The sequence below is a fragment of the Microbacterium sp. Soil_C_42 genome, assembly GCF_057656735.1.
This window is the reverse complement of record NZ_JBDGJU010000005.1, coordinates 21,203-45,426: the sequence shown is the minus strand read 5'-3', so window position 1 is coordinate 45,426 and position 24,224 is coordinate 21,203. Positions and strand designations below refer to the sequence as shown.

Sequence of the window (24,224 nt, the reverse complement as noted above, 5' to 3'; positions counted from 1 at the left end):
TCCTGGTCAGCCCAGCGCTGACTCCATCCGCTCGCGCACGCCCGCCGTCGCGGCGAGGGCCTGATCGAGGTCGGCGATGAGGTCGGCCGGATCCTCCAGGCCGATCGAGAGGCGCACGAGCGCGTCCGACGGCTTGGCGTCGGCCGTGACGGGCCGGTGGGTGAGCGCCGCCGGGTGCTGGATGAGCGAGTCGACGCTGCCGAGCGACACCGCGTGCGTGAAGAGGCGGACGGATGCCGTCAGCGCCGCCGCAGCGTCGAAACCGTCGACGAGCTCGATCGCGATCATCGCGCCAGGACCCGACTGCTGGGTGCCGATGAGACCTCGGGGATCGCTCTCTGCGAAGCCCGGGAAGTGCACGCGTGCGACTTCGGGGCGGGAGAGCAGCCACTCCGCGACCACGCACGCGCTCTCCTGCTGGGCGCGCATCCGCACGGGCAGGGTCGCCAGGCCGCGGTGCAGCAGGTACGCCGCGAGGGGATGCATGATCGCGCCGGTGATGGCGCGCGTGCGGCGCAGCGCCGCGGCCAGTCGCGCGTCGCACGCGACGACGCCGCCCACGACGTCGCCGTGGCCGCCGAGGTACTTGGTCGCGCTGTGCAGCGAGAGCGACGCGCCGAGGTCGAGCGGGTGCTGGAGCACGGGGGTCGCGAAGGTGTTGTCGACGAGTACCGGCACATCGCCGGCGGCCGCGGCCACCCGGCGGATGTCGACAAGCTCGAGCGTCGGGTTCGCCGGGCTCTCGAGCACGACGAGCGCGGTGTCGTCGCGCAGGGCGGCGGCGACATCGTCGGGGGAGCAGAACGTGGTCTCGACGCCGAGCAGGCCCGACGCGAGCAGGTGGTCGGTGCCCCCGTACAGCGGACGCACGGCCACGACGTGGCGCTTCTGGGATTCGTTGGTGAGGGCCAGCAGCACGGCGGTGACCGCGGCCATGCCCGACGAGAACGCCACCGCCTCCTCAGCGTGCTCGAGACGCGCCAGAGCCTCCTCGAATCGCGCGACCGTCGGGTTCCACAGCCGGGCGTAGACGTTGGACCCGCCCTCGAAAGGGTGGCCGCCGGTCGCGAGGACCTCGTAGGACATGCCGCCGAGCTCGATCCCCGGCAGAGGATTGGTCGACGAGAGGTCGAGGGGGAGAGCGTGAACGCCCAGGCTCGCGAGATCGTCGCGACCGGCGTGCACGGCAAGGCTGTCAGGGTGCAGCGTCATCGATGCCATGGCGATATGGTCAGCGAAATCGCGACGAATGGCAAGTCGAGCTCACCCGGACGTGCACAAGTTACGCAATCTGCTCATCGAGTGAGCAGAGTGGTCACCCGCACGGATGCTGCGGGGCGCAGCATCCGTCCGATCAGGAGCGGGAGTCCTCGGAGACCGGGATGCGACCGGTGCGCATGATGCGGTCGAGCAGGGAGTCGAAGTCGGCGGCGAGCTCCTGGGCAGAGTCGCCGGGCCAGATGTGCAGCGGCTTCGCGGCGCCCTGCGCCTGCTGGAGCGAGGTGCGCTCGGGCAGCTGCGGGCTCAGCACGAGCGGGCCGAACATGTCGCGGAGCTCCTTGATGCGGAACTGGTGCTCGATCGACTGCGGGCGCACGCGGTTGACCACGATGCCCAGCGGCTGCAGGCGGGGGGAGAGCCCGCGGCGGATCTCTTCGATCGCGCGCAGGGCCCGGTCGGCCGCGGCGACGGAGAAGAGCCCCGGCTCGGTCACGACGATGACGCGGTCGGAGGCCGCCCACGCGGTGCGGGTGAGGGCGTTGAGCGACGGCGCGCAGTCGATGAGCACGAGGTCGTAGTCCGCCTCGATCGTGGCGAGCGCCTCTTCGAGCTTCCAGACGTCGCGGACGCTCGGGTGGGGGCCGTCGAAGTTGATGGCCGAAGGGCTGCCGATCATGACGTCGATGGTGCCCGGGTGCACCTTCGCCCAGCCGCTGGAGGTGATGGCCTGACGGACCGTCTTCTCCTTGGGGTTGGCGAGGACATCTGCGACATTCAGGCGGCCGGCCACCTGGATGTCCATGCCCGTCGACACGTCGGACTGCGGGTCGAGGTCGACGACGAGCGTGCGGACACCACGGGCGAAAGCCGCCGACGCGAGTCCGAGAGTCACGGTCGTCTTGCCGACGCCACCCTTGAGCGAGCTGACGGATAGGACGTGCACAAGCCACCACGTTACCGTCCCCTAGGCTGAGAGCACACTCAGCCCGTTTTTCGGGCCCGCCTGCGCCGCCGCACACGGAGGTCTCATGTTCCGCAAGATCCTGGTCGCGAACCGAGGCGAGATCGCCATCCGAGCATTCCGCGCCGCGTACGAGCTGGGAGCGCGCACCGTCGCGGTGTTCCCCTTCGAGGACCGCGGCTCGCTGCACCGCCAGAAGGCCGACGAGTCGTACGAGATCGGTGAGAAGGGCCATCCGGTCCGCGCGTATCTCGATGTCGACGAGATCGTCCGCGTCGCTCTCGCGGCCGGTGCCGACGCGATCTACCCGGGGTATGGCTTCCTCTCCGAGAACCCCGAGCTCGCCGAGAAGGCGGCCGCGAACGGCATCGCCTTCATCGGACCGCCCTCGAAGGTGCTCGAGATGGCCGGCAACAAGGTCACCGCGAAGCAGCACGCGATCGCCGCGGGCGTGCCCGTGCTGCGCTCCACCGACGCGTCCGACGACGTCGACGCACTGCTCGCCCAGGCCGACGACATCGGGTTCCCGATCTTCGTGAAGGCCGTCGCGGGCGGCGGCGGGCGAGGGATGCGGCGGGTCGAGCGCAAGGAAGAGCTCGCGCCCGCGCTGGCCGAGGCCATGCGCGAGGCGGGCAGCGCTTTCGGCGACGCCCGTGTCTTCCTCGAGCAGGCGGTGCAGCGGCCCCGTCACGTCGAGGTGCAGATCCTCGCCGACAAGACGGGCGAGACCGTGCACCTCTTCGAGCGCGACTGCTCGGTGCAGCGCCGCCACCAGAAGGTGATCGAGATCGCTCCGGCGCCGAACCTCGACCCCGCCATCCGCGACGCCCTCCACGGGTACGCCGTCGCGTTCGCGCGGTCGATCGGCTATGAGAACGCCGGCACCGTCGAGTTCCTCCTCGAGACCGCCGGGCCCCGCACCGGCGAGGTCGTCTTCATCGAGATGAACCCGCGCATCCAGGTCGAGCACACCGTGACCGAGGAGGTGACGGACGTCGACCTCGTGCAGTCGCAGATGCGCATCGCCGCGGGGCAGACGATCGCCGACCTCGGCCTGACGCAGGACCGCATCCAGCTGCGCGGTGCGGCGCTGCAGTGCCGCATCACGACCGAGGACCCGTCGCAGGGCTTCCGCCCCGACACCGGCCGCATCACGACGTACCGCTCGCCCGGTGGTGCCGGCATCCGTCTCGACGGCGGCACGACCGCTGCCGGCTCGCAGATCAGCCCGCACTTCGACTCGATGCTCGCGAAGCTCACATGCCGCGGCCGCGACTTCCCGGCAGCGGTCGCGCGCGCCCGCCGCGCCCTGGCCGAGTTCCGCATCCGCGGCGTCTCCACGAACATCCCGTTCCTGCGGGCGGTGCTCGACGATCCCGCGTTCGTCGCGGGCGACGTCAGCACCTCGTTCATCGACGAGCGGCCCGAGCTGCTCACGAGCAACCCGTCGCGCGACCGTGCGACGAAGCTCCTCAACTGGCTCGGCGACGTCACCGTGAACCGCCCGTACGGCGAGAAGCCCGTGTCGGTGTCGCCCGGCAGCAAGCTGCCCGCCATCGACCTCTCCTCGCCGCCGCCCGCCGGCACGCTCGACCGCCTGCGCGAGCTCGGCCCCGAGGGCTTCGCGCGCGCACTGCGCGCACAGAGCGGTCTCGCCGTCACCGAGACGACGTTCCGCGACGCTCACCAGTCGCTGCTCGCCACCCGGGTGCGCACGCGCGACCTCGTCCGCGTCGGCCCGCACGTCGCGCGCATGACGCCGCAGCTGCTGTCGGTGGAGGCCTGGGGCGGCGCGACCTACGACGTCGCGCTGCGCTTCCTCGCCGAGGACCCGTGGGAGCGCCTCGAGGCGCTGCGCACGGCGATGCCGAACATCCCTATCCAGATGCTGCTGCGCGGCCGCAACACCGTGGGCTACACGCCGCGCCCGGTCGAGGTGACCGACGCCTTCGTGCGCGAGGCCGCCGCCACGGGCGTCGACATCTTCCGCGTCTTCGACGCCCTGAACGACGTGTCGCAGATGCGTCCGGCCATCGACGCCGTGCGCTCCACGGGCACCGCGATCGCCGAGGTGGCGCTCTGCTACACGTCCGATCTGCTCGACCCGGCCGAGAAGCTGTACACGCTCGACTACTACCTGCGCCTCGCCGAGCAGATCGTCGAGTCGGGCGCGCACATCCTCGCCATCAAAGACATGGCCGGCCTCGTGCGTCCGGCGGCCGCGGCCAAGCTCGTCACGGCTCTGCGCGAGAACTTCGACCTTCCGGTGCACCTGCACACGCATGACACTGCGGGCGGTCAGCTCGCGACGCTGCTCGCGGCGAGTGCCGCGGGAGTGGACGCGGTGGATGCTGCAGCCGCTCCGATGTCGGGAACCACGAGCCAGCCGTCGCTGTCTGCGCTGGTCGCCGCGCTCGCCCACACCGACCGCGACACCGGCCTCAGCCTGCAGGCGGTCAGCGATCTCGAGCCGTACTGGGAGGGCGTGCGCCACCTGTACCGTCCGTTCGAGTCCGGCCTCGCGTCGCCGACGGGTCGCGTCTACCACCACGAGATCCCGGGCGGTCAGCTGTCGAACCTGCGCCAGCAGGCGATCGCCCTCGGCCTCGCCGACGACTTCGAGCTCATCGAGGACATGTACGCGGCGGCCGACCGCATCCTGGGGCGCATCCCCAAGGTGACGCCGTCGTCGAAGGTCGTTGGCGACCTCGCGCTCGCGCTCGTCGCCGTGCGCGCCGATCCCGCCGACTTCGAGGAGAACCCGCAGAACTACGACATCCCCGACTCGGTCGTCGGGTTCATGGCGGGCGAGCTCGGTGACTTGCCGGGCGGCTGGCCGGAGCCTTTCCGCACGAAGGTGCTCGCGGGCCGCACGATCTCGATCGACGTCCCGCCGCTCACCGCTGAGGAGCAGGAGGGTCTTGCCGGCGACGCCGCGACGCGCCGTCGCACGCTCAACCGCCTGCTGTTCCCCGGTCCCGCGCGCGACTTCGAGAAGAACCGTGAGGCCTACGGCGACCTGACCGCGCTCGGCACCCCCGACTACCTCTACGGGCTGAAGCCGGGGGAGGAGCACGTCGCCGAGATCGACCCGGGCGTGCAGCTGTACGTCGGTCTCGAGGCGATCGGCGAAGCCGATCCCAAGGGCATGCGCACCGTCATGACGACCCTCAACGGCCAGCTGCGCCCCGTGTTCGTGCGCGACCGCAGCATCAAGGTCGAGGCGCGCCAGGCCGAGAGGGCCGACACCTCCAAGCCCGGCCAGGTCGCAGCGCCGTTCGCGGGCGTCGTCACCCTCAAGGCGAAGGCCGGCGACACCGTCACGGCCGGCCAGCCGGTCGCCTCGATCGAGGCCATGAAGATGGAGGCGGCGATCACCGCACCCGTCGACGGCGTCGTCGAGCGCCTCGTGATCGCCGAGACCGCGCAGGTCGACGCCGGGGACCTTTTGGTCGTCATCCGCCCGGCCCAGTAACCTGGAGGGCGGCATCCGCCCGAAACGCCGTCTTTTCAGGAGAGCTCCGCAGTGACGCCCGATCGCATCGAACACACGCCCGACGAACCCGAGAACGGCGTGCTGTCCGAGACCGGAAGCATCGACACGACCGGTCTCGGCATCCTGGGTGGTGCGACGGCGCAGGTGAACGTCGAGCTGCCGTCCGAATCCGACGACGACCGTGAGGACGACGGCGTCATCGATGACGAGGTGCCCTTCGTGATCGAGATCCCGGCCGACGCCGATCTTCCGGTGATCGAGGCCGCCCCGGTCGAGGAGTTCTCGACCGCGACGACCGAGGCCGAGATCGTCGAGAACGCCGCCGACCTCGAGGAGTGGACCGTCGAGGGCGAGGGCTTCGCCCCGGCCCCTCCCGCCGAGGACATCGCCGACGCGGAGATCGTCGAGCTGATCGAGGCCGAGTTCGACGTCGAGGACGCCGACGTGGTCGACGAGGCCGAGCCCGAGCCTGCGGTGGAGCCTGAGACCGTGGTCGAGGAGCCGGCGGCCGACGTCGGGGAGTTCGAGCCGGTCTCCGTGGAGCCGGTCTCCGTGGAGCCCGAGCCTGTCGCCGACGAGCGCGAGCTTGTCGCCGATGAGCCTGAGGCCGCCGCCGAGGAGCCCGGGGCCGTCGCTGACGAATCCGAGGCGGAACCCGCGCCGGCCGAGCCCGCACCCGCGGAGCCCGCCGCCGACGAGTTCGCGATCGCCGATTTCGACGCCGTCGACTTCGAGGACGCCGACTTCGACGGCGAGTTCGACCCCGCCGAGTTCGATCTCGAGCTCGCCGACGACGGCGTGGAGGCCGCCCTGGCGGAGAACGCCGCATCGGGAGACGATGTCAACAGGGCCGACGACCCCGTGGAGGAGCCCATGAGCGCCAAGACCCCGGCCGACGACGACAAGGCAGCCGCGACTCCGGCGCCGGCAGCGCCGCAGCCGGCGCCCGCCCGGCCATCGGTCCCCGCTGCGGCCGCCGCCGCGAAGACGGCCACCGGACCGACGCCCGCCACCCGCCGTGAGGCCAACCACACCGGCGCCCAGCCGGTCGTGGAGCGCACGGCCGTCGAGCGCGCGGGCTTGCCGCGTGGAGACGTCGCCCTGACCTCGAAGCGTCTCGGCGAATTCGAGGCCGGCCGCGAGACCGCGGACCTCCTCACCGCCGATCGCCTGCTCGACCCGCACCAGGTGATCCGCCCCGAGCCCGAGGGCGCGTGGCAGCACTTCCTGTACTCGATCTCGGGAAAGCGCATCAACCTCGGCGACAGCAAGCGGGCGAAGGCCCGCAAGGACCTCGACCGCCGGATCGCGGCCCCGCTCGCCGGCGGCGCCCGGTTCGTCCCGGTGCTGTCGCGCAAGGGCGGCGTCGGCAAGACGACCGTGACGACCCTGCTCGGCCAGGCGCTGGCCGACGCCCGCGACGACCGCGTGATCGCGATCGACGCGAACCCCGACCGTGGCACGCTCGCGGAGCGCATCACCCGTGACAGCGGCAAGACCGTGCGCGACCTCGTGCGCATGAGTCCGGAAGTCGTCGGCTTCAACGACCTGTCGGGCATCGTCGCGCGCGACGAGACGCGTCTCGATGTCGTCGCGTCCGACAGCGACCCGCGAGTGTCGGAGGCGTTCAACGACGCCGACTACCGGAATGTCGCGGCTCTCGCGGCCCACTATTACTCGGTGGTGCTCACCGACACCGGGACCGGCATCGTCCACTCGGTGATGGGCGCCACGCTCGACCTCGCCGACCAGATCGTGATCGTCGCCGGCCTGAGCGTCGACGAGGCCCGACTCGCCTCCGAGACGCTGACGTGGCTCGAGACCAACGGCTACGCCGACAGGGTGCGCAACGCCGTGGTCGTGCTGAACAACGCGCGGCCGGGGCATCCGCTCGTCCAGCTGGACGAGCTGGAGTCGCACTTCCGCACCCGCGTGCGCGCGGTCGTGCGTGTGCCGTACGACCCGCACATCGCGGCCGGCAGCGCCATCGTGTTCCGCGAGCTGCAGCCCGCGACGCGCGAGGCCGCACGTCAACTCGCCGCGACCGTGGTCGAGGGCCTCCGTTCGCTCGCATCGGCGGCCTGAGGCATCCGATGGCCGTGCGTCCCATCCGTGTCTTCGGCGACCCCGTCCTGAAGTCCGTCAGTGCCCCCATCGGCGAGATCGACGACGGCGTGCGCGCCCTCGTGCGCGACCTGGTCGACACCGTCGAGCTGCCCGGCCGCGCCGGCGTGGCGGCGCCCCAGATCGGTGTCGGGCTGCGCGCTTTCAGCTACAACATCGACGGCGACATCGGCTACGTGCTGAACCCGGTGCTCGTCGAGGTGTCGGGCGAGCCTGAGGCGATCGGCGAAGGCTGCCTCTCCGTGCCCGGCCTGTGGCACGACGCTGTCCGCTACCCGCGGGCGAAGGTCGTCGGCATCGATCTCGACGGCAACGAGATCGTTCTCGAGGGCGAGGGCCTCCTCGCCCAGGCGCTCCAGCACGAGACCGATCACCTCGACGGCACGCTCTACCTCGATCGGCTCACGAAGGAGCAGCGTCGCGTTGCGATGCGCGAGATCCGCGAGTCCGACTGGTTCTGAGACACAGAAGAGGAGCGGATGCCGGGGCCCCGGCATCCGCTCCTCTCTGGTGTCTTCTGAGCTCAGCTGAGTGAGACGTTGGTGGTGTTCACCGGCACCGAGTAGAGCTCTTCGATGTCGGTCTTGAAGTCCTCGAGGATCACGTTGCGCTTGATGCTCATCTTCGGGGTGAGGTGGCCGCTCGACTCGGTCCACTCCGTGGGCAGGATCGTGAACTTGCGGATCGACTCGGCGCGCGAGACGTTCTTGTTCGCGATGTCGATCGCGCGCTGCACCTCGGCGCGCACCGCGTCGTTCTTGGCCGCGTCGGCGAGCGACATGTCGCCCGGCAGGCTGTTGTTCGCCAGCCACGTCGGCAGCATCTCGGGGTCAAGGGTCACGAGGGCCGCGATGAACGGCTTCTGGTCGCCGACGACCACGACCTGCCCGACGATCGGGTTGGCGCGGATCGGGTCCTCCAGAGCCGCGGGCGCCACGTTCTTGCCGCCGGCGGTGACGATGATCTCCTTCTTGCGCCCGGTGATCGTCAGGAAGCCCTCGGAGTCGAACGCGCCGATGTCGCCGGTCTTGAACCAGTCGCCGTCGAACGTGGCCGCGGTGGCCTCGGGGTTGCGCCAGTACTCCTTGAACACGTTGATGCCGCGCACCTGGACCTCGCCGTCGTCGGCGAGGCGGATGCCCACACCCGGCAGCACCGGACCCACGGTGCCGATCTTGGACTTGGTCGCGAGGTTGACCGTCGCGGGCGCCGTCGTCTCGGTGAGGCCGTAGCCCTCGAGGATCGTGACGCCGAGGCTGTGGAAGAAGTGGCCGAGGCGGTGGCCCAGGGGAGCGGACCCCGACACGGCGTACGCCACGCGCCCACCCATCGCGGTGCGCAGCTTCGAGTAGACCAGGCGGTCGAAGAGCGCGAACTTGATCTTGGTGAGGAGGGGGATCTTCTTGCCCTCCTGCAGGAGACGGGAGTGCTCGATCGCGGTGTGCGCGGCGGCGCGGAAGATCTTGCCCTTGCCGCCGGCCTCGGCCTTCTGCTCGGCCGAGTTGTAGACCTTCTCGAAGACGCGCGGCACGGCCAGGAGGAACGTCGGCTTGAACGACCCCAGGGCGGGCAGCAGCTGCTTGGTGTCGGGCTGGTGGCCCGTCTTGACACCGGCGTGGATGGTGAGGATCGAGATGAAACGCGCGAACACGTGCGCCGTCGTGATGAAGAGGAGCGTCGATGCGCCGGGCATGTCGAGCACCTCGTGCAGCGACTTGGCGGAGTTGCGCGACAGCTCGACGAAGTTGCTGTGGGTCAGCACACATCCCTTGGGACGCCCGGTCGAGCCCGACGTGTAGATGAGGGTGGCGATGTCGGCCCCGTTGGCGAGGTTGCGGCGCCGCTCGATCTCGTCGTCCGAGACGCCGGCACCCTCGGCGACGAGCTTGTCGAGATCGCCGCTGTGCATCTCCCACGCGGAGCGGATGAGCGGCAGTTCGGCTCGGGCCTCGGCGAATCGGGCGGTGTGATCGGGAAGCTCGGTGATGATCGCCACGGCGCCCGAGTCGGTGAGGTTCCACGCGATCTGCGCGCTCGAGCTGGTCTCGTAGATCGGCACCATGACCGCGCCGGCATAGAACAGCGCGAAGTCCACGAGCGTCCACTCATAGGTGGTGCGGGCGATGAAGCCCACCTTGTCGCCGGGCTCGATGCCGCCGGCGACGAAGCCCTTGGCCAGCGCGACGACCTGCTTCTGGAACTCGGCCGCGGTGATGTCGCGCCATCCCTCGCCCTCCGGCACGGCGAACAGCGCGAGGTTCGGCGTCGCCTTGACGCGCTCGACCAGCAGATCGGTGATGTTGGCCTGCGGATCGGCGGGGACGATTGCGGGGACTTCGAATTGGACCACGGCAGCTCCTTCGGTACCGGACGACTGAATCTCGGGTGAATCTCATCCGAGTCTAATCAGGTGTCACATCCGACTCGCCGTCGGGTGTGGAGAGCACCGGCTGGATAGACTTCAAGGCGCTGTCGCGCGTGCGGCGGCCGGAGAGGGAGAACGTGCTCAAGGTCGGCATCGACATCGGCGGAACCAAGATCGCGGGCGGGGTCGTCGACTCCGACGGCACGATCGTCGAACAGCTCCGCGTCGACACGCCGACCGACACCGCCGCTCTGGCCCAGGCCGTGGTCGACATGGCCCGCTACTTCCGCGGCGCGCACGACGTCGCCGCCGTGGGCGTCGCGGCGGCCGGCTTCATCGATCGCGACCGGGCGACCGTCATCCACGCCCCCAACATCGCGTGGCACAACGAGCCTCTGAAGGCGACGCTCGAACAGGGCATCGGACTGCCGGTCACCATCGAGAACGACGCGAACGCCGCCGGGTGGGCCGAGTTCCGCTTCGGCGCAGGCCGCGGCGTCGAGCACATGGTGATGCTCACGATGGGCACCGGCGTGGGCGGCGCCATCGTGCTCGACGGCCAGCTCTTCCGCGGCGGTCACGGCGTCGCCGCGGAGCTCGGCCACATCCGCTTCATCCGCGACGGCATCCTGTGCGGCTGTGGTCAGCACGGATGCCTCGAGCAGTACGCGTCGGGCCGCGCACTGCAGCGCGAGGCCAACGACATCGCGGACGGCGGCGGCATCGGTGCCGCGCTGGCGGCCCACCGCGCCGAGAACGGCAAGATCAGCGGACCCGCGGTGTCGCGCCTCGTGCTCGCGGGCGACCCCGGCGCCGCCGAGGCGCTGCGTCGCGTGGCGACGGCGCTCGGCGAGGCGTGCGGCGGGTTCCAGGCGGTGCTCGACCCCCAGCTCTTCGTCATCGGCGGTGGGGTCGCCCAGCTCGGCGACGCCCTCCTCGAGCCGATGCGCGTCGCGTACGAGAAGTCGCTGCCGGGCTATGGCGAGCGGCCGATCGCGACCTTCAAGATCGCGAAGCTCGTCAACGACGCGGGCCTCATCGGAGCGGCCGATCTTGCGGGGACAGAGGCGTAGCGCGATGTTCTACTGGCTGATGAAGTACGTGGTCATCGGACCGATCGTCAAGGCGATCTGGCGCCCGTGGATCGTCGGCCGCCGCAACGTCCCCGCCGAGGGGGCCGCGATCCTCGCGAGCAACCACCTCTCGTTCGTGGACTCGATCTTCCTGCCGCTCATGCTCGACCGGCCGGTCGCGTTCCTCGCCAAGAGCGACTACTTCACCGGCAAGGGCCTCAAGGGGTGGGCGACCCGCATGTTCTTCAAGGGCACGGGTCAGCTCCCGATCGACCGTTCGGGCGGCAAGGCGTCCGAGGCATCCCTCAACACGGGACTGCAGGTGCTGGGCCGGGGCGACCTTCTCGGCATCTATCCCGAGGGCACCCGCAGCCCCGACGGCAAGCTCTACCGTGGCCGGACCGGCATCGCGCGCATGGCACTCGAAGCGCACGTTCCGGTGGTGCCCGTGGTCATGGTCGACACCGACACGATGATGCCGATCGGCACCACGATCCCCCGGATCGTGCGGGTCGGCATCGTCGTGGGCGAGCCCCTCGACTTCTCGCGCTTCGAGGGCATGGAAGGCGACCGCTACATCCTGCGCTCGATCACCGACGAGATCATGGTCGCGCTCCAGCGACTGGGGGAGCAGGAGTACGACGACGTGTACGCGTCGACGGTCAAGGACCGGCTCAAGACGAAGACCCGCTGAACGCGGAGTGGCCGGTCGTCACGCGGCGCCGGTGGCCTGCGTCCCGCGGCTAGAATCGAGGGATGCTCCAGCACCTCGACGCACTCGACCATTGGCGGACCCTGCCCATCAAGCAGCAGCCGCAGTGGTATGACGCGGACGCGGTGGCGGAGGCATCCGCGGAACTTGCGACCCTGCCGCCGCTGGTCTTCGCCGGGGAGGTCGACAACCTCCGCGACCGCCTGGCGCGTGCCGCGTCGGGCAAGGCGTTCCTCCTCCAGGGCGGCGACTGCGCCGAGACCTTCGCCGGCGCGACCGCCGAGCAGATCCGCAACCGCATCAAGACGGTGCTGCAGATGGCCGTCGTGCTCACGTACGGCGCCTCGATGCCCGTCGTCAAGATGGGCCGCATGGCGGGTCAGTTCGCCAAGCCCCGTTCGAGCGACACCGAGACCCGCGGCGACGTCACGCTGCCGGCCTACCGCGGCGACATCGTCAACGGCTACGACTTCACCGAGGCGTCGCGCAAGGCCGACCCCAACCGGCTGCTCAAGGGCTACCACACGGCCGCGTCGACCATCAATCTCATCCGCGCCTTCACCCAGGGCGGCTTCGCCGACCTCCGTGAGGTGCACTCCTGGAACAAGGGCTTCGCGTCGAACCCCGCCAACCAGCAGTACGAGCGCCTCGCCACCGAGATCGACCGCGCCATCAAGTTCATGGAGGCGGCGGGCGCCGACTTCGACGAGCTGAAGCGGGTCGAGTTCTACACCGGCCACGAGGGCCTGCTCATGGACTACGAGCGGCCCATGACGCGCATCGACTCGCGCACGAACACGCCGTACAACACGTCGGCGCACTTCCTGTGGATCGGCGAGCGCACCCGTGAGCTCGACGGTGCGCACGTCGACTACTTCTCGAAGATCCGCAACCCCATCGGCGTCAAGCTCGGCCCGACCACGTCGCCCGACACCGCGCTCGCGCTCATCGACAAGCTCGACCCGAACCGCGAGCCCGGCCGCCTCACGTTCATCACGCGCATGGGCGCCGGCAAGATCCGCGACGCGCTGCCGCCGCTGCTCGAGGCCGTGAAGGACTCGGGCGCGACGCCGCTGTGGGTCACCGACCCGATGCACGGCAACGGCATCACGACCCCGACCGGCTACAAGACGCGTCGCTTCGACGACGTCGTGGACGAGGTCCGCGGCTTCTTCGAGGCGCACCGCTCAGTCGGAACGTTCCCCGGCGGCATCCACGTCGAGCTCACCGGTGACGACGTCACCGAGTGCCTCGGCGGCTCCGAGCAGATCGACGAGGCCACCCTCGCGACCCGCTACGAGTCGCTGTGCGACCCGCGCCTGAACCACATGCAGTCGCTCGAGCTCGCCTTCCTCGTCGCCGAGGAGCTCGAGAAGCGCTGACCTCTCGCGCCTGACACGAAGAAGATCCCGGATGCCTCGCCTCGAGGCATCCGGGATCTCTCTGTTCCTCCCCTCCTCTGCCGGCTCTGCCCCGTCGCGGCCGCCGTTGGAGACGAGACCGCGCGATAGCACCGCGTAGCCAGGCTCGACGGTGCTGTTGTGAGGTCTCGTCGCGATTGCGTGTGGGACAACGGGATGCCTCGGCCCGCAGCATCCGGAATCCTCGCCGCTCAGCGGTTCTGTGCGACGCCGTCCCGGCCCCCCGGCAACGAGACCGCGCGATAGCACCGAGTAGCCAGGCTCGACGGTGCTGTTGTGAGGTCTCGCGTCGGGGTTGTGGACAATCTCCGCCTCCGCCGACGCAGGCGCGGCAGGATCGACGGATGCCGCGCCGAAAACTCCCTGAGGAGCTCCAAGGGTTCGCGTTCACGACTGCGGAGGCACGCGCGCGTGGCGTCGACCGGGGGAGGTTGCGGGGGAGGGATGTCGCGAATCCGCATCATGGGATCCACATCGCGGCGGAGTGCGCGGTCGACGCCGACATCATGGCGCGCTGCGAACGACTCATCCCGGCATTGGGGCCGGGGCACTGGTTCAGCCATCGGACGGCGGCGCGCATCTGGGGAATTCCGCTCCAGCCGGCGTACTCGGCGACCGAAGGGCTGCACGTCCTGTCGGTGGGGACGCGCGTCGCGCTGCGCCACGCCGGCGTGATCGGTTGGGTGACGTCTGCTGATGCGGTGCAGCGGGAGATGTTCGGCCTGCTCCCGGTGGTCTCGCCGGCCGACGTCTGGTGTCAGCTCGCCCAGCGCGGCGCGGTCGTCGGCGGCGCGCTGATCGCGCACGAGTGGCTCGTCGCGGCCGCGGACTACCTCCTGACCGGTAAGCGCCAACCCGACGGGACGCGGGGCACCCCGCCGTGCACCGTCGACGATCTCGAGGCCGCGATCTTGCGCCGTGGTCGTGGGCGGGGCACCGCGGCGCTCCGCCGGGCCCTCGCCGACGCCCGTTCTCCGGTGGACTCTCCCTACGAGACGCGGACGCGGCTCGGCCTGGTCGCACACGGGCTGCCCGAACCGCAGGTGCAGGTGCCGGTCGAGACCGCTGAGGGGCGGCGGCACGCCGACCTGGGGTATCCGAGCCGCAGGCTGCTCATCGAGTATCAGGGGGAGGAGCACCGCAGCTCCCGCAAGAGGTGGCTCAGCGATCTGACACGCGTGCAGCTGCTCCAGGACGCGGGATACGAGGTCTTCCTGATCGGCGCCGACGATGTCGACCCGGACTGTTCCGCCCTCGCCGCCCGCGTGAGGCGCGCCTTGAGCCGCGAGACCGCACGATAGCACCGGGCCCGGGCGCCTGGTGGTGCTGTTGTGAGGTCTCGTCGCGAAGGGCGGGCTGGGTTGCGCGGGGCCGAGGTGGCGGAGGCCGCCGCAGGTCAGAGGGCGGCGGCGATGCGCAGCGAGATGACGGTGCCCTTGGGCTCCATGTCACCGGCGTCGGGGTTCTGCGACTCGACTTGGGTGAACGGGTCGGGGAAGGCGTCCCAGCGGTCGTCGTAGTCGATCGCGAATCCGGCGTTCGAGGCGGCCTGCCGGGCCTCGGCCAGCGTCATGCCCTCGAAGTCGGGGACCTCGAACAGCGCCGGACCGGTCGACACCACCAGGGTCACGGTGTCGCCGGGAGCGAGCGGGCTGCCGTCCTCTTTGCCGAGGACGCGGATCACGCGCTCGGCCTTGACCGAGTCGCTGGACTCGGTCTGGCTGGGGTCGGCGACGACGAGCCCGAGACCCTCGAGCGTGCTGCGCGCCTTGCCCTCGCTCTCGCCCGCGACGTTCGGGAGCGGGCCGAGCGACACCTGCAGATACGCGGTGTCGCCCTGGTGGACGGTGCAGCCGTCCATGCACCCGACGTCCTGTGATCCGTCGTCGGGCGCGCCCGCGGGGCGGATGCTCACGCCGATCACGACGTCGGGGGCGGCGTCGGTGAAGAACTTGGCGCTCTCGTCGGGCACAGATACGGACTGGGCCTGGAGCGCTGCGCGTGCGTCGGCGTCGGGCATTCCCGAGAACGACGGGAACGTCGCCTCCTGCGGGCCGAGCGAGACGTAGACGTCGACCTCGGCGCCCTTGTCGACGCGGGTGCCACCCTCGGGGTCGCTGCGGATGACCTGGCCCGTCGCGACCTCGAGGCTGTACTCGCCCTGCTGCACGGCGACCAGGGAGTCCTCTTGAAGGCGTGCGGATGCCTCGTCGAAGCTCATGCCCGTGACATCGGCGACGGCGACCATCGACCCTGGGCCGGAGCCGAACCACCACCCGAGCCCGCCCGCGAGCGCGGCGAGCACGAGCACGAGCGCGATGAGCCAGGCGCCCCGGGACCGGCGGCGCTGCGTGGCGCGGCGGAGCCGGCCGGCGTTGTCGACTTCCGCCATCGTCGCGACGGGGCCGGTGGCCGTGCTGGGCAGCACCGCCGTGAGTTCGCCGGTGTTGGCGATGTCGTCGCGGACGATGCCGATCGGACCGGTGCGGGCGACGACGGGGGAGACGCCCAGCTCGCGTTCGATGTCGCGCAGGCGCTGCAGCATCTCGCGCGCATCGACGGGCCGCTCGTCGGGCGACTTCTCGGTCGCCCACAGCACGAGCTCGTCGAGCGGTTCGGGAACGCCCGGGTTCTTCACGCTCGGGCGCGGCACCGAGTCGGTGGCGTGCTGGAAGGCGATCTGCATCGGCTGCTCGCCCTTGTAGGGCTGCTCGCCGGTGAGCATCTCGTACAGCATGATGCCGATGGCGTAGATGTCGCTGCGCGCGTCGGCTGTGCCGCGCGTGACGAGCTCGGGGGCGAGGTACGCGATCGTGCCGAGCAGCTGCGCGCCCGACGCGGTGTTCGCGGTCGTGGCCCGGGCGAGGCCGAAGTCGCCGATCTTGATGCGACCGTCCTCGGCGAGGAGCACGTTCTCGGGCTTGACGTCGCGGTGCACGATGCCGGCCTTGTGCGCGGCGGCGAGGCCCGACAGCACGGCGTCGAGGATCGAGATCGCCTGCGGGATGGTCAGCCGGCGCTGCTCGCGCAGGAGCTCGCGCAGCGTGATGCCGGGCAGGTACTCCATGACGAGGTACGCCATGTCGCCGTCCTGGCCCTGATCGAACACGTTGACCACGTGCGGATCGGCGAGACGGGCGGCCGCGCGGGCCTCCTGGATGAACCGGCTCTGGAAGACCGTGTCATCGCTCAGATGCGAGTGCATGACCTTGAGCGCGACCCGCCGCTCGAGGCGCAGATCGGTCGCCACGTACACCGTGGCCATGCCGCCGCGGGCGATGCGAGCACGCACCCGGTACCGGCCGTCGACGAGACGGCCGATCAGCGGGTCCGTCTGCTGACTCGTGCTCACCCTGAGAGTCTACGGATCGGTGCCTGCGAGCCGGCGGAGCGGCTCACCCGGCGAGACCGCATTGTGACGGATGCCTGGCTCAGCCGAGCGCCGCGAGCCAGGAGTGGGCCGAGGCCTCCCACCTCGCATACGCGTCGGGGTACGCCGAGATCTGCACGGCCTGAGCGGCCTGCGCGAAGGTCAGCGCCTCCCAGCCCGGGATGTCGAGCAGTCCGCGCGTGCGGGCTCCGTTGGGGTCGCCGGCGCCTCCGAAGAAGACGCGCGTCGCGCGCGCGGCATCCTGCACCTCCGCGGCGGTGCCCCAGCCGTAGCTGGGACGCTGCTGGAAGAGGCCCAGCGAATCGCGGTCGCCGAACGTCACGTTGCGCAGCGACGACTCCTGCATCGCGGTGCCGAGGGCGATGGCGATGCCGCGGTCCGAGACGCCGAGTTCACGGCCGATGCGGACGATCAGCTGCGCGTTGGCGACCTGCTCGGCGGTGAGCCCGGGCACCGAGGGTGCGGAGCCCGGGATCTTGATGGTCTGACCGGGGTAGATGATCGACGACCAGCCGAGCCCGTTGGCCGCGAGCACCGCGTTCGTCGTCACGCCGTAACGCTTCGCGATCGAGCTGATCGTCTCGCCGGCCGCGATGGTGTGCGAACCGCCCGGCGACGTGTTCGGCGCGGGAGCGGGCGCAGGGGCAGGGGCAGGTGCAGGAGCGGGAACGGATGCCGCGGGCGCGGCCGCGCCGGGGATCTTTATGGTCTGCCCGGGGTAGATGATCGACGACCAGCCGAACCCGTTGGCCGCGAGCACCGCGTTCGTCGTCACGCCGTGCCGCTTGGCGATCGCACTGACCGTGTCGCCGCGCTGCACGGTGTACGCGCCGCTGGATGGGGTCGGTGCGGGAGCCGGCGGCGCCGGTGCGGCGGCGGCCGCGCTGAGCTTGAGCACCTGGCCCGGGTAGATGGTCGACGACCATCCGAGCCCGTTGAGGGCGAGCACGTCGTTGGTTCGCAGCCCGAAGCGCGCCGCGATGCGGCTCACGGTGTCTCCGCGCTGCACCGTGTACGTCGCGGGTGCGGTCTCGGTGGTCACGCGGACGGCGGGCAGTGCGGCGACGCGGGGGACGCTCGCGGCCGCAGCGCCGAACGTGCGCGGCACGCTGAGGGGCGCCGCATCCGTCGTCGCGGCATGAGCGGGCACCGCCGACAGGGTCAGCGCGATCGACCCGGCGACGGCCACCGGCACTCCGGTGAGGAGCGCGCGCGACGGGATGCCTGCCTGGTGGACACGATTCCTGGTGCTGCGGACCTGTCGCACGAGTTTTCCCCCCTCAGTCGACTCCGAGAACCGTGTCACGGATGTTTATTGGTGTCAACAGGTGTTATGTGGAGTGGTTTCTGTTACTGATGTGGCCAGAGTGTGGTGGGCGAGTGCCCGATCCGATCTGAGATAGTTGCTTTCGTGACCTCTGACGCCGCTCCGCGCTTCGAGACCGAATGGCTCACCCTGCCCGACCTCGTGGAGGTGCTCGGCGAACCGCTCGGCCGCGTGCGCCGGCTGCTCGACGACTACTACCTCGTCGGGTCCAAGCGCGACGGCGTCTTCAAGGTGCCGTCCGTCTTCGTGGTCGACGGGCACCCGCTGTCATCGCTGCGAGGCACCGTGTTCGTGCTGCATGACGCCGGCTTCTCCGACGACGAGGCGATCGACTGGCTGCTGTCTCCGGAGGAGTCCCTCGGTCACGCCCCCATCGAGTCGCTGCTCGCCGGGCGCAAGAGCGAGGTCCGCCGGATCGCCCGCACCCTCGCCTGAATCAGGTCGTGCGCACGGTCGCGGCGCGCGCGAGGTCGCGCAGCTCTCCGACGGCCGCGTTGCCCAGCCGCGCCCCCGAGAGAGCGCGATCGGCCTCGCGGGCGTAATCGGCGATGAGCCGCTCGACGCGGTCGAGTGCGCCGGTGTCGACGATCGTCCGCTGAAGCGACGCCACTTGGTCGGCGTCGAGATCGGGGTCGCCGACGAGCTCGTCGACCATGCGGCGCGCGGTCGGCGCGAGCGCCTCCCGCGCGTATGCGATGAGCACGGTCCGCTTGCCCTCGCGCAGGTCGTCGCCGGACGGCTTGCCGGTCGCGGCCTCGTCGCCGAACACGCCCAGCACGTCGTCGCGCAGCTGGAACGCCATGCCGAGCGGATGCCCGAACGCAGCGAGGGCGGCCGCTTGCGCAGCATCCGCTCCCGCGAGAGCCGCGCCGATCGCGAGCGGCTGCTGCACGCTGTAACGCGCGGATTTGAAGGACGCCACCCGCAACGCCCGTTCGGCATGCCGGTCGTCGGGCTCGCTTGCGAACGCGGACTCCTCTGCGACGTCGAGGAACTGCCCGAGGGTGACCTCGCGGCGCATCAGCGCGTACTGGCTGCGCGCGGCGGCGGCCCGTTCGGCGGAGGTCTCGGCGAGCCCCTCCTCGAGGAGGTCGTCGCTCCAGGCGACGAGCAGATCGCCGAGCAGGATCGCGCCCGAGCGGCCGAAGGCGTCGGCGTCGCCGAGCCAGCCCGCGTCTCGGTGCCCGGCCTCGAGGGCACGATGCGCCGACGGACGGCCGCGTCGCGTGTCGGAGTTGTCGATGAGGTCGTCGTGCACGAGGGCTGCCGCATGGAACACCTCGAGGGCGGCGGCCGCGGCGATGACCGGGGCGGTCGGTGCGCCGGTGGGGCCCGCGGCTTCCTCCACTGCCCTCCACCCGGAGAGGCAGAAACGCCCGCGAAGGCGCTTTCCGCCGGTCACGGCAGCCGCCCCCGAGGCGACGAATCGCTCCGCTTCGGGGCCGGCATCGACCGCACTCCGGCGTTGAGCCGAGACGAACATGTCCACTCGCTGGGAAATGGCTTCGATCGGCTCAACAGGGGCGGACACGGGCCTAGCCTAGTGAGGAACGGCACGCGTACAATCGAGCCACCGAAGTACAGAGGGGGAAGCATGCCACTCTCCGAACAGGAGCAGCGCCTGCTCGACGAGATGGAACGCCATCTCATGCGCAACGACGCGGATGTCGTCAGCGCGCCCCGCGACGGACGCACTCTGAGCTATCGCAACATCGTCTACGGCACGATCCTCGTGCTGCTCGGACTCGGCGGTCTCATCGTCGGGGTGTCGCAGCAGTTGATCGTCGTCGGGGTCATCGGATTCGTCGTGATGCTGGGCGGGGTGCTCCTCGCCGTCACACCGGGCCGCGGTCCGGGCAAGATGCGGGTCGAGCCCGACCGACCGGCCAAGCCCCAGAACAACTCTTCGTTCATGGACCGCATGAACGACCGCTGGGACAAGCGGCAGGGGGAGCGCTGAGCGTCCCCGCCGCCTGAATCGGCACGAGAAGCACCGACCTTCGGGTCGGTGCTTTTTTGTTGCCCGCGCGCCGCCCGCGGATCCCCGCCGGAGGGGCATGGGGGAGCGCCAGATCACAAATCAGTAGCGAAGTGGAGGAGAGTGGAGTAAAGTGGCGCACAACCCGGGGGGCCGGACGAAGGGGGTGTGATGTACCGATGCTTTTGGGCACGCACACACCCAAGCTCGATGACAAAGGGCGCGTCATCCTCCCGGCGAAATTCCGCGACGACCTCGGTGGGGGTGTCGTCGTGACGCGCGGACAGGATCGCTGCCTGTACGTGTTCAGCGAGACGGAGTTCGAACGGGTGCACGACCGCATCCGCGAGGCGCCTCTTGCGAACAAGCAGGCGCGCGACTTCCTGCGCATGTTCCTCTCCGGCGCGAGCGCCGAGAAGCCCGACAGTCAGAACCGCATCACCATCCCCCCTCCGCTGCGCGCATACGCCGGCTTGGAGCGCGACCTCGTCGTCACCGGCGTAGGCGCCCATGCCGAGATCTGGGACGCCGCGGCGTGGAACACCTACGCCGAGGCCAACGAAGAGAGCTACGCCGAGCTGGAGCAGGAGGTGATTCCGGGCCTGTTCTGAGCCCTCGGCCGTGACTCCCAGCTGCTCGTGCCCTGTCGCCACTTCCCCGGTGCCAGGTCGGAGCGGATGGGGATCAGGGCCTGGGGACCAGGACTGCCAGGTGATGATGAACCTGCGCGACATACACACCCCGGTCATGCTGGAGCGCTGCATCGAGCTGCTGGCTCCCGCGCTCGAGCGCGACGGCGCCGTCTTCGTCGATGCCACCCTCGGCATGGGCGGGCATTCCGAGGCGTTCCTGCAGCGCTTCCCGAAGCTCCAGCTCGTCGGCCTCGACCGCGACACCGACGCCCTCCGCATCGCGGGGGAGCGCCTCGCACCCTTCGGCGACCGCGTGCACCTCGTGCACACCGTCTACGACGGGATCGCAGAGGCGGTGACAGCCAGCGGGTTCGCCGCGGCCGACGGCATCCTCTTCGACCTGGGCGTCTCGTCGCTGCAGCTCGACGTCGCCGACCGCGGGTTCGCCTACGCACAGGACGCACCGCTCGACATGCGCATGGACCAGTCGGCCGGCACGACGGCGGCCGACATCCTCGCCACCTACGGCGAGGGCGATCTGCGGCGCATCTTCGAGCGCTACGGCGAGGAGAAGCTCGCGGGCCGCTACGCCCGCGCCATCATCGCCGCACGTGCCGAAGCGCCGATCGATCGGTCCGGCCGGCTGGTCGAGATCCTGCAGGCGGCGACTCCGGCCGCCGTGCAGCGCACGGGACACCCTGCCAAGCGCGTGTTCCAGGCGCTGCGCATCGAAGTCAACCGCGAGCTGTCGGTGCTGGAGCGCGCGGTGCCGTCCGCCCTCGGCATCGTGCCGGTCGGCGGCCGCATCGTCGTGCTGTCGTACCAGTCCCTCGAGGATCGCCTCATCAAGCGTGCGTTCGCCGAGGCTTCGGCGTCGACCGCGCCCCAGGGCCTGCCCGTCGAGCTGCCCGAGCACGCACCCAAGTTCCGACTGCTCGTCAAAGGTGCCGAGCTCGCCACCGACGAGGAGCGCGCGGTCAATCCGCGCGCGACGCCGGTGCGCCTCCGAGCCGCTGAGCGCGTGAGGCCCGAGCACGCGGAGGGTGCCTCATGAGCACGATCGCGAACGCCACGACCAGCGCCCGCCTCGGCCGCGCCGTCGCTCCGGAGAGGACGGATGCTCCGCGCCGCCGTCTGCGGGTGCTCGACGAGCCGGCCCGCCGGCGCCGCCCGAAGCTCTTCTACGGCATCGTCGCGGTGATGGGGGCGTTCCTCATCGGGGCCGCCCAGATGTCGCTGTCGATCATGACCACGCAGGGGACGTACGAGATCGCCGCCCTGACGAAGGAACAGCGCGACCTCACGTACGAGAAGCAGATCCTCTACGACGACGTCGCAGGGCTCAGCTCGCCGCAGTACCTGGCGGCGAACGCGGCGGCCCTCGGCATGGTGATCAACGAGGCGCCCAGCTATCTGCGGCTGAGCGACGGGGCGATCCTCGGTCCGTCAGAGGTCGCGATGGGCACGTCCTCGGTCGACGCGATCGGCCGCGGATCCGTGCCCAACGCGCTCATCACGAACACGCCCCTGGTGACCGTGCCCGACGCCACGATCGACGGGCTGCCGGTCGAGGTCGCCGAGACGTCCGACGGCGGAGTCGGCAACACTCCGCCCCCGCTCACGGACGGATTGCCCACCCCGAGCACACACTGAAGCGACGACGCCGAGCCGAGAACCGATCGAGACGCCCACTGCACGAGGCGCGGAGCACGAGACGCAGATGACGACACGAAGCACGAGAAGCCCCCGCCGCCGCACCGTCGTGGCCCTCGCCGTCGTCCTGGCCGTGCTGGCCGGATTCATCGTGCGGCTCGTCGACATCCAGGTCGTGAATGCCGACGACCACATCAAGGACTCGCTCGATGTCGCCTTCGCGGGCGAGCAGACGCTCTACGGCACGCGCGGCTCGATCGTCGACACGAACGGTCAGACCCTGGCAGGCAGCATCCTCCGCTACGACTGCCAGCTCTCTCCGCTGCTCATCACCCAGATCGACGAGCAGGTGCTCGCGGGCGACTCCGACGACCGGTTGTGGGCGGACGTGTCGAACGACGTGGCCGAGATCACGGGCCAGACGCCCGAAGAGGTCCGGGCGATCGTCGGCACCGCTCTCGCGGAGGACCCGAACTCGCAGTATGCGGTGCTCGAGAAGGGCGTCTCGACCGAGCAGTTCCGCGCCCTGGCCGACCTCAAGACGCCCTACATCGCGTGCGTCTCGCACCCCGCGCGCACGTACCCCGACGGCGCGGTCGCCGGCAACCTGATCGGGTTCGTCGGCTCCGACGGGACGCCTCTCGAGAGCCTCGAGCGGTCGCAGAACGCGTGCCTCGCTGCGACGGACGGCACGCGCACCTACGAGAAGGGCAAGGACGGCGTCGTCATCCCGGGTACCGAGCAGGAGACCCCCGCGACCGATGGCGGCACGCTGCAGCTGACCATCGACCGAGATCTGCAGTGGTACATGCAGCAGCTGATCGCCGAGCAGACCCAGACGATGGCCGCGCAGCGCGGCGGCATCCTGGTGTATGAGGTGAAGACGGGCAAGGTCCGTGCGGCCGCCGAGTATCCGACCGTCGACCCCAACGACTTCGACGCCGCCGAGGTGAGGGACCGCACGAGCAGCATCTTCCTCGGCACCTTCGAGCCGGGGTCCACATTCAAGGGCCTGACGGCCGCGACGGTCATCGACGCCGGGGGGCAGACCCCGAACTCCACCGTCGTGGCCTCGAGCCTCGAGAACTTCGACGGGGGCGCCCGCGTGCGCGACTCCTTCCAGCACCCCGCGTACACCTACACGCTCACCGGCGTGCTCATCGACTCGTCGAACGCGGGCATCTCGAAGTTCAGCCAGAAGGTCGACAACCAGACGCGCTACGACTACTTCAAGCGGTTCGGCATCGGCGACGGCACGGCCTCCGGGTACCCCGGCGAGGGCCAGGGGCTCATCTATCCCGCGGACCAGTGGGGCGCGCAGACGACCCTCAACACCTCGTTCGGGCAGGGCGTCACCACGACCATGCCCGAGCTCGCCCGCGCCTACGGGGCGATCGTGAACGACGGCGTCAAGATGCCGCTGCAGATCATCGAGTCGTGCACGAAGGCCGATGGCACCGTCGTGGAGCCTGAGGTGGCGGAGCCTGAACGGGTCATCAGCGAGGGAACCTCCGCCGAGATGCGCGAGATGCTCGAGAACGTGTTCCTGCAGGCGCCCTACGCCAAGACGGTCGCCATCCCCGGCTACCGCCTCGGCGGCAAGACCGGCACCGGTGAGAAGAGCGACGGCCAGGGCAACTACAAGGCCGGCGTGTACTACACGACGATGGTCGGATTCGCCCCCGCCGACGACCCCGAGTACGTGGTCGTCGTCACCCTCGACGAGCCGACGAAGGTAACATCGTCTGCGGCCAACGCGACCGCGTTCCAGAAGGCCATGACCCAGGTTCTCAAGACCTACCGCGTCATGCCCTCGACGACGTCGCCGGAGCTGCTGCCCAAGTTCGGGTAGTGTCCCGAGCTTCCGGAG

General features: G+C 70.2%; 19 protein-coding genes. 13 read left to right on the top strand and 6 right to left on the bottom strand.

What is annotated here, in order from left to right; genetic code table 11:
* Positions 1 to 6: 6 nt before the first annotated feature.
* Positions 7 to 1,221 carry a trans-sulfuration enzyme family protein gene (locus AC3A46_RS04965; protein ID WP_487664093.1) on the bottom strand — a complete coding sequence of 405 codons (1,215 nt, stop codon included), beginning with the start codon at positions 1,219 to 1,221 and terminating at the stop codon, positions 7 to 9.
* A 133-nt stretch (positions 1,222 to 1,354) separates the two neighbouring features.
* On the bottom strand, positions 1,355 to 2,164 hold the full coding sequence (locus AC3A46_RS04960) for a ParA family protein (RefSeq protein ID WP_056367081.1): 810 nt from the start codon (positions 2,162 to 2,164) through the stop codon (positions 1,355 to 1,357).
* An 85-nt stretch (positions 2,165 to 2,249) separates the two neighbouring features.
* Here AC3A46_RS04960 and AC3A46_RS04955 point away from each other — a divergent pair, with 85 nt between their 5' ends.
* Genes AC3A46_RS04955 through def form a run of 3 tightly spaced genes read left to right on the top strand, consistent with a single transcriptional unit; the run spans position 2,250 to position 8,263 of the window.
* Positions 2,250 to 5,657, top strand: coding sequence for a pyruvate carboxylase (locus AC3A46_RS04955; protein ID WP_487664092.1), 3,408 nt, complete (start codon positions 2,250 to 2,252; stop codon positions 5,655 to 5,657).
* 51 nt (positions 5,658 to 5,708) lie between these two features.
* Entirely contained in the window at positions 5,709 to 7,763 is a 2,055-nt protein-coding gene (locus AC3A46_RS04950) for a MinD/ParA family ATP-binding protein (RefSeq protein ID WP_487664091.1), read from the top strand.
* Positions 7,764 to 7,771: 8 nt separating this feature from the next.
* Positions 7,772 to 8,263 (top strand): peptide deformylase, encoded by a 492-nt coding sequence (gene def / locus AC3A46_RS04945; RefSeq protein WP_487664090.1) that lies wholly within the window; start codon positions 7,772 to 7,774, stop codon positions 8,261 to 8,263.
* A gap of 62 nt (positions 8,264 to 8,325) precedes the next feature.
* Here def and AC3A46_RS04940 read toward each other — a convergent pair whose 3' ends face one another.
* Positions 8,326 to 10,152: an AMP-dependent synthetase/ligase gene (locus AC3A46_RS04940; protein ID WP_487664089.1), complete on the bottom strand. Its 1,827-nt coding sequence runs from the start codon at positions 10,150 to 10,152 to the stop codon at positions 8,326 to 8,328.
* 152 nt (positions 10,153 to 10,304) lie between these two features.
* Between AC3A46_RS04940 and AC3A46_RS04935 the strand changes: the two genes are divergently transcribed.
* From AC3A46_RS04935 to AC3A46_RS04920, 4 genes are all read left to right on the top strand, one after another.
* Positions 10,305 to 11,240 carry an ROK family glucokinase gene (locus AC3A46_RS04935; protein ID WP_487664210.1) on the top strand — a complete coding sequence of 312 codons (936 nt, stop codon included), beginning with the start codon at positions 10,305 to 10,307 and terminating at the stop codon, positions 11,238 to 11,240.
* Positions 11,241 to 11,244: 4 nt separating this feature from the next.
* Entirely contained in the window at positions 11,245 to 11,934 is a 690-nt protein-coding gene (locus tag AC3A46_RS04930) for a lysophospholipid acyltransferase family protein (RefSeq protein WP_487664088.1), read from the top strand.
* 62 nt (positions 11,935 to 11,996) lie between these two features.
* Positions 11,997 to 13,334, top strand: coding sequence for a class II 3-deoxy-7-phosphoheptulonate synthase (locus AC3A46_RS04925; protein WP_487664087.1), 1,338 nt, complete (start codon positions 11,997 to 11,999; stop codon positions 13,332 to 13,334).
* Positions 13,335 to 13,717: 383 nt separating this feature from the next.
* On the top strand, positions 13,718 to 14,674 hold the full coding sequence (locus AC3A46_RS04920) for a hypothetical protein (protein ID WP_487664086.1): 957 nt from the start codon (positions 13,718 to 13,720) through the stop codon (positions 14,672 to 14,674).
* A 95-nt stretch (positions 14,675 to 14,769) separates the two neighbouring features.
* Here AC3A46_RS04920 and pknB read toward each other — a convergent pair whose 3' ends face one another.
* Positions 14,770 to 16,725: a Stk1 family PASTA domain-containing Ser/Thr kinase gene (pknB, locus tag AC3A46_RS04915; protein WP_487664085.1), complete on the bottom strand. Its 1,956-nt coding sequence runs from the start codon at positions 16,723 to 16,725 to the stop codon at positions 14,770 to 14,772.
* Positions 16,726 to 16,804: 79 nt separating this feature from the next.
* Complete coding sequence (locus tag AC3A46_RS04910) at positions 16,805 to 17,959, bottom strand: LysM peptidoglycan-binding domain-containing protein (RefSeq protein WP_487664209.1); 1,155 nt, start codon at positions 17,957 to 17,959, stop codon at positions 16,805 to 16,807.
* Between the two features lie 216 nt (positions 17,960 to 18,175).
* Between AC3A46_RS04910 and AC3A46_RS04905 the strand changes: the two genes are divergently transcribed.
* A complete protein-coding gene (locus AC3A46_RS04905; RefSeq protein WP_487664084.1) occupies positions 18,176 to 18,526 on the top strand; it encodes an Rv2175c family DNA-binding protein in 351 nt (116 codons plus the stop codon).
* Position 18,527: 1 nt separating this feature from the next.
* On the opposite strand, the gene AC3A46_RS04900 is transcribed toward AC3A46_RS04905, so the two are convergent.
* Complete coding sequence (locus AC3A46_RS04900) at positions 18,528 to 19,574, bottom strand: polyprenyl synthetase family protein (protein ID WP_487664083.1); 1,047 nt, start codon at positions 19,572 to 19,574, stop codon at positions 18,528 to 18,530.
* 111 nt (positions 19,575 to 19,685) lie between these two features.
* Here AC3A46_RS04900 and AC3A46_RS04895 point away from each other — a divergent pair, with 111 nt between their 5' ends.
* The 5 genes from AC3A46_RS04895 (at position 19,686) to AC3A46_RS04875 (ending at position 24,206) form a co-directional block, all read left to right on the top strand.
* Positions 19,686 to 20,051, top strand: a complete 366-nt coding sequence (locus AC3A46_RS04895) for a DUF3040 domain-containing protein (RefSeq protein ID WP_487664082.1) — start codon at positions 19,686 to 19,688, stop codon at positions 20,049 to 20,051.
* 197 nt (positions 20,052 to 20,248) lie between these two features.
* Positions 20,249 to 20,680 carry a division/cell wall cluster transcriptional repressor MraZ gene (mraZ, locus tag AC3A46_RS04890; protein ID WP_487664081.1) on the top strand — a complete coding sequence of 144 codons (432 nt, stop codon included), beginning with the start codon at positions 20,249 to 20,251 and terminating at the stop codon, positions 20,678 to 20,680.
* Between the two features lie 106 nt (positions 20,681 to 20,786).
* Positions 20,787 to 21,755, top strand: coding sequence for a 16S rRNA (cytosine(1402)-N(4))-methyltransferase RsmH (rsmH, locus tag AC3A46_RS04885; protein WP_487664208.1), 969 nt, complete (start codon positions 20,787 to 20,789; stop codon positions 21,753 to 21,755).
* Positions 21,752 to 22,354 (top strand): cell division protein FtsL, encoded by a 603-nt coding sequence (gene ftsL / locus AC3A46_RS04880; RefSeq protein WP_487664080.1) that lies wholly within the window; start codon positions 21,752 to 21,754, stop codon positions 22,352 to 22,354. The genes rsmH and ftsL overlap by 4 nt, the downstream gene beginning before the upstream one ends.
* A 67-nt stretch (positions 22,355 to 22,421) precedes the next feature.
* Positions 22,422 to 24,206 (top strand): peptidoglycan D,D-transpeptidase FtsI family protein, encoded by a 1,785-nt coding sequence (locus AC3A46_RS04875; protein ID WP_487664079.1) that lies wholly within the window; start codon positions 22,422 to 22,424, stop codon positions 24,204 to 24,206.
* Positions 24,207 to 24,224 lie beyond the last annotated feature (18 nt).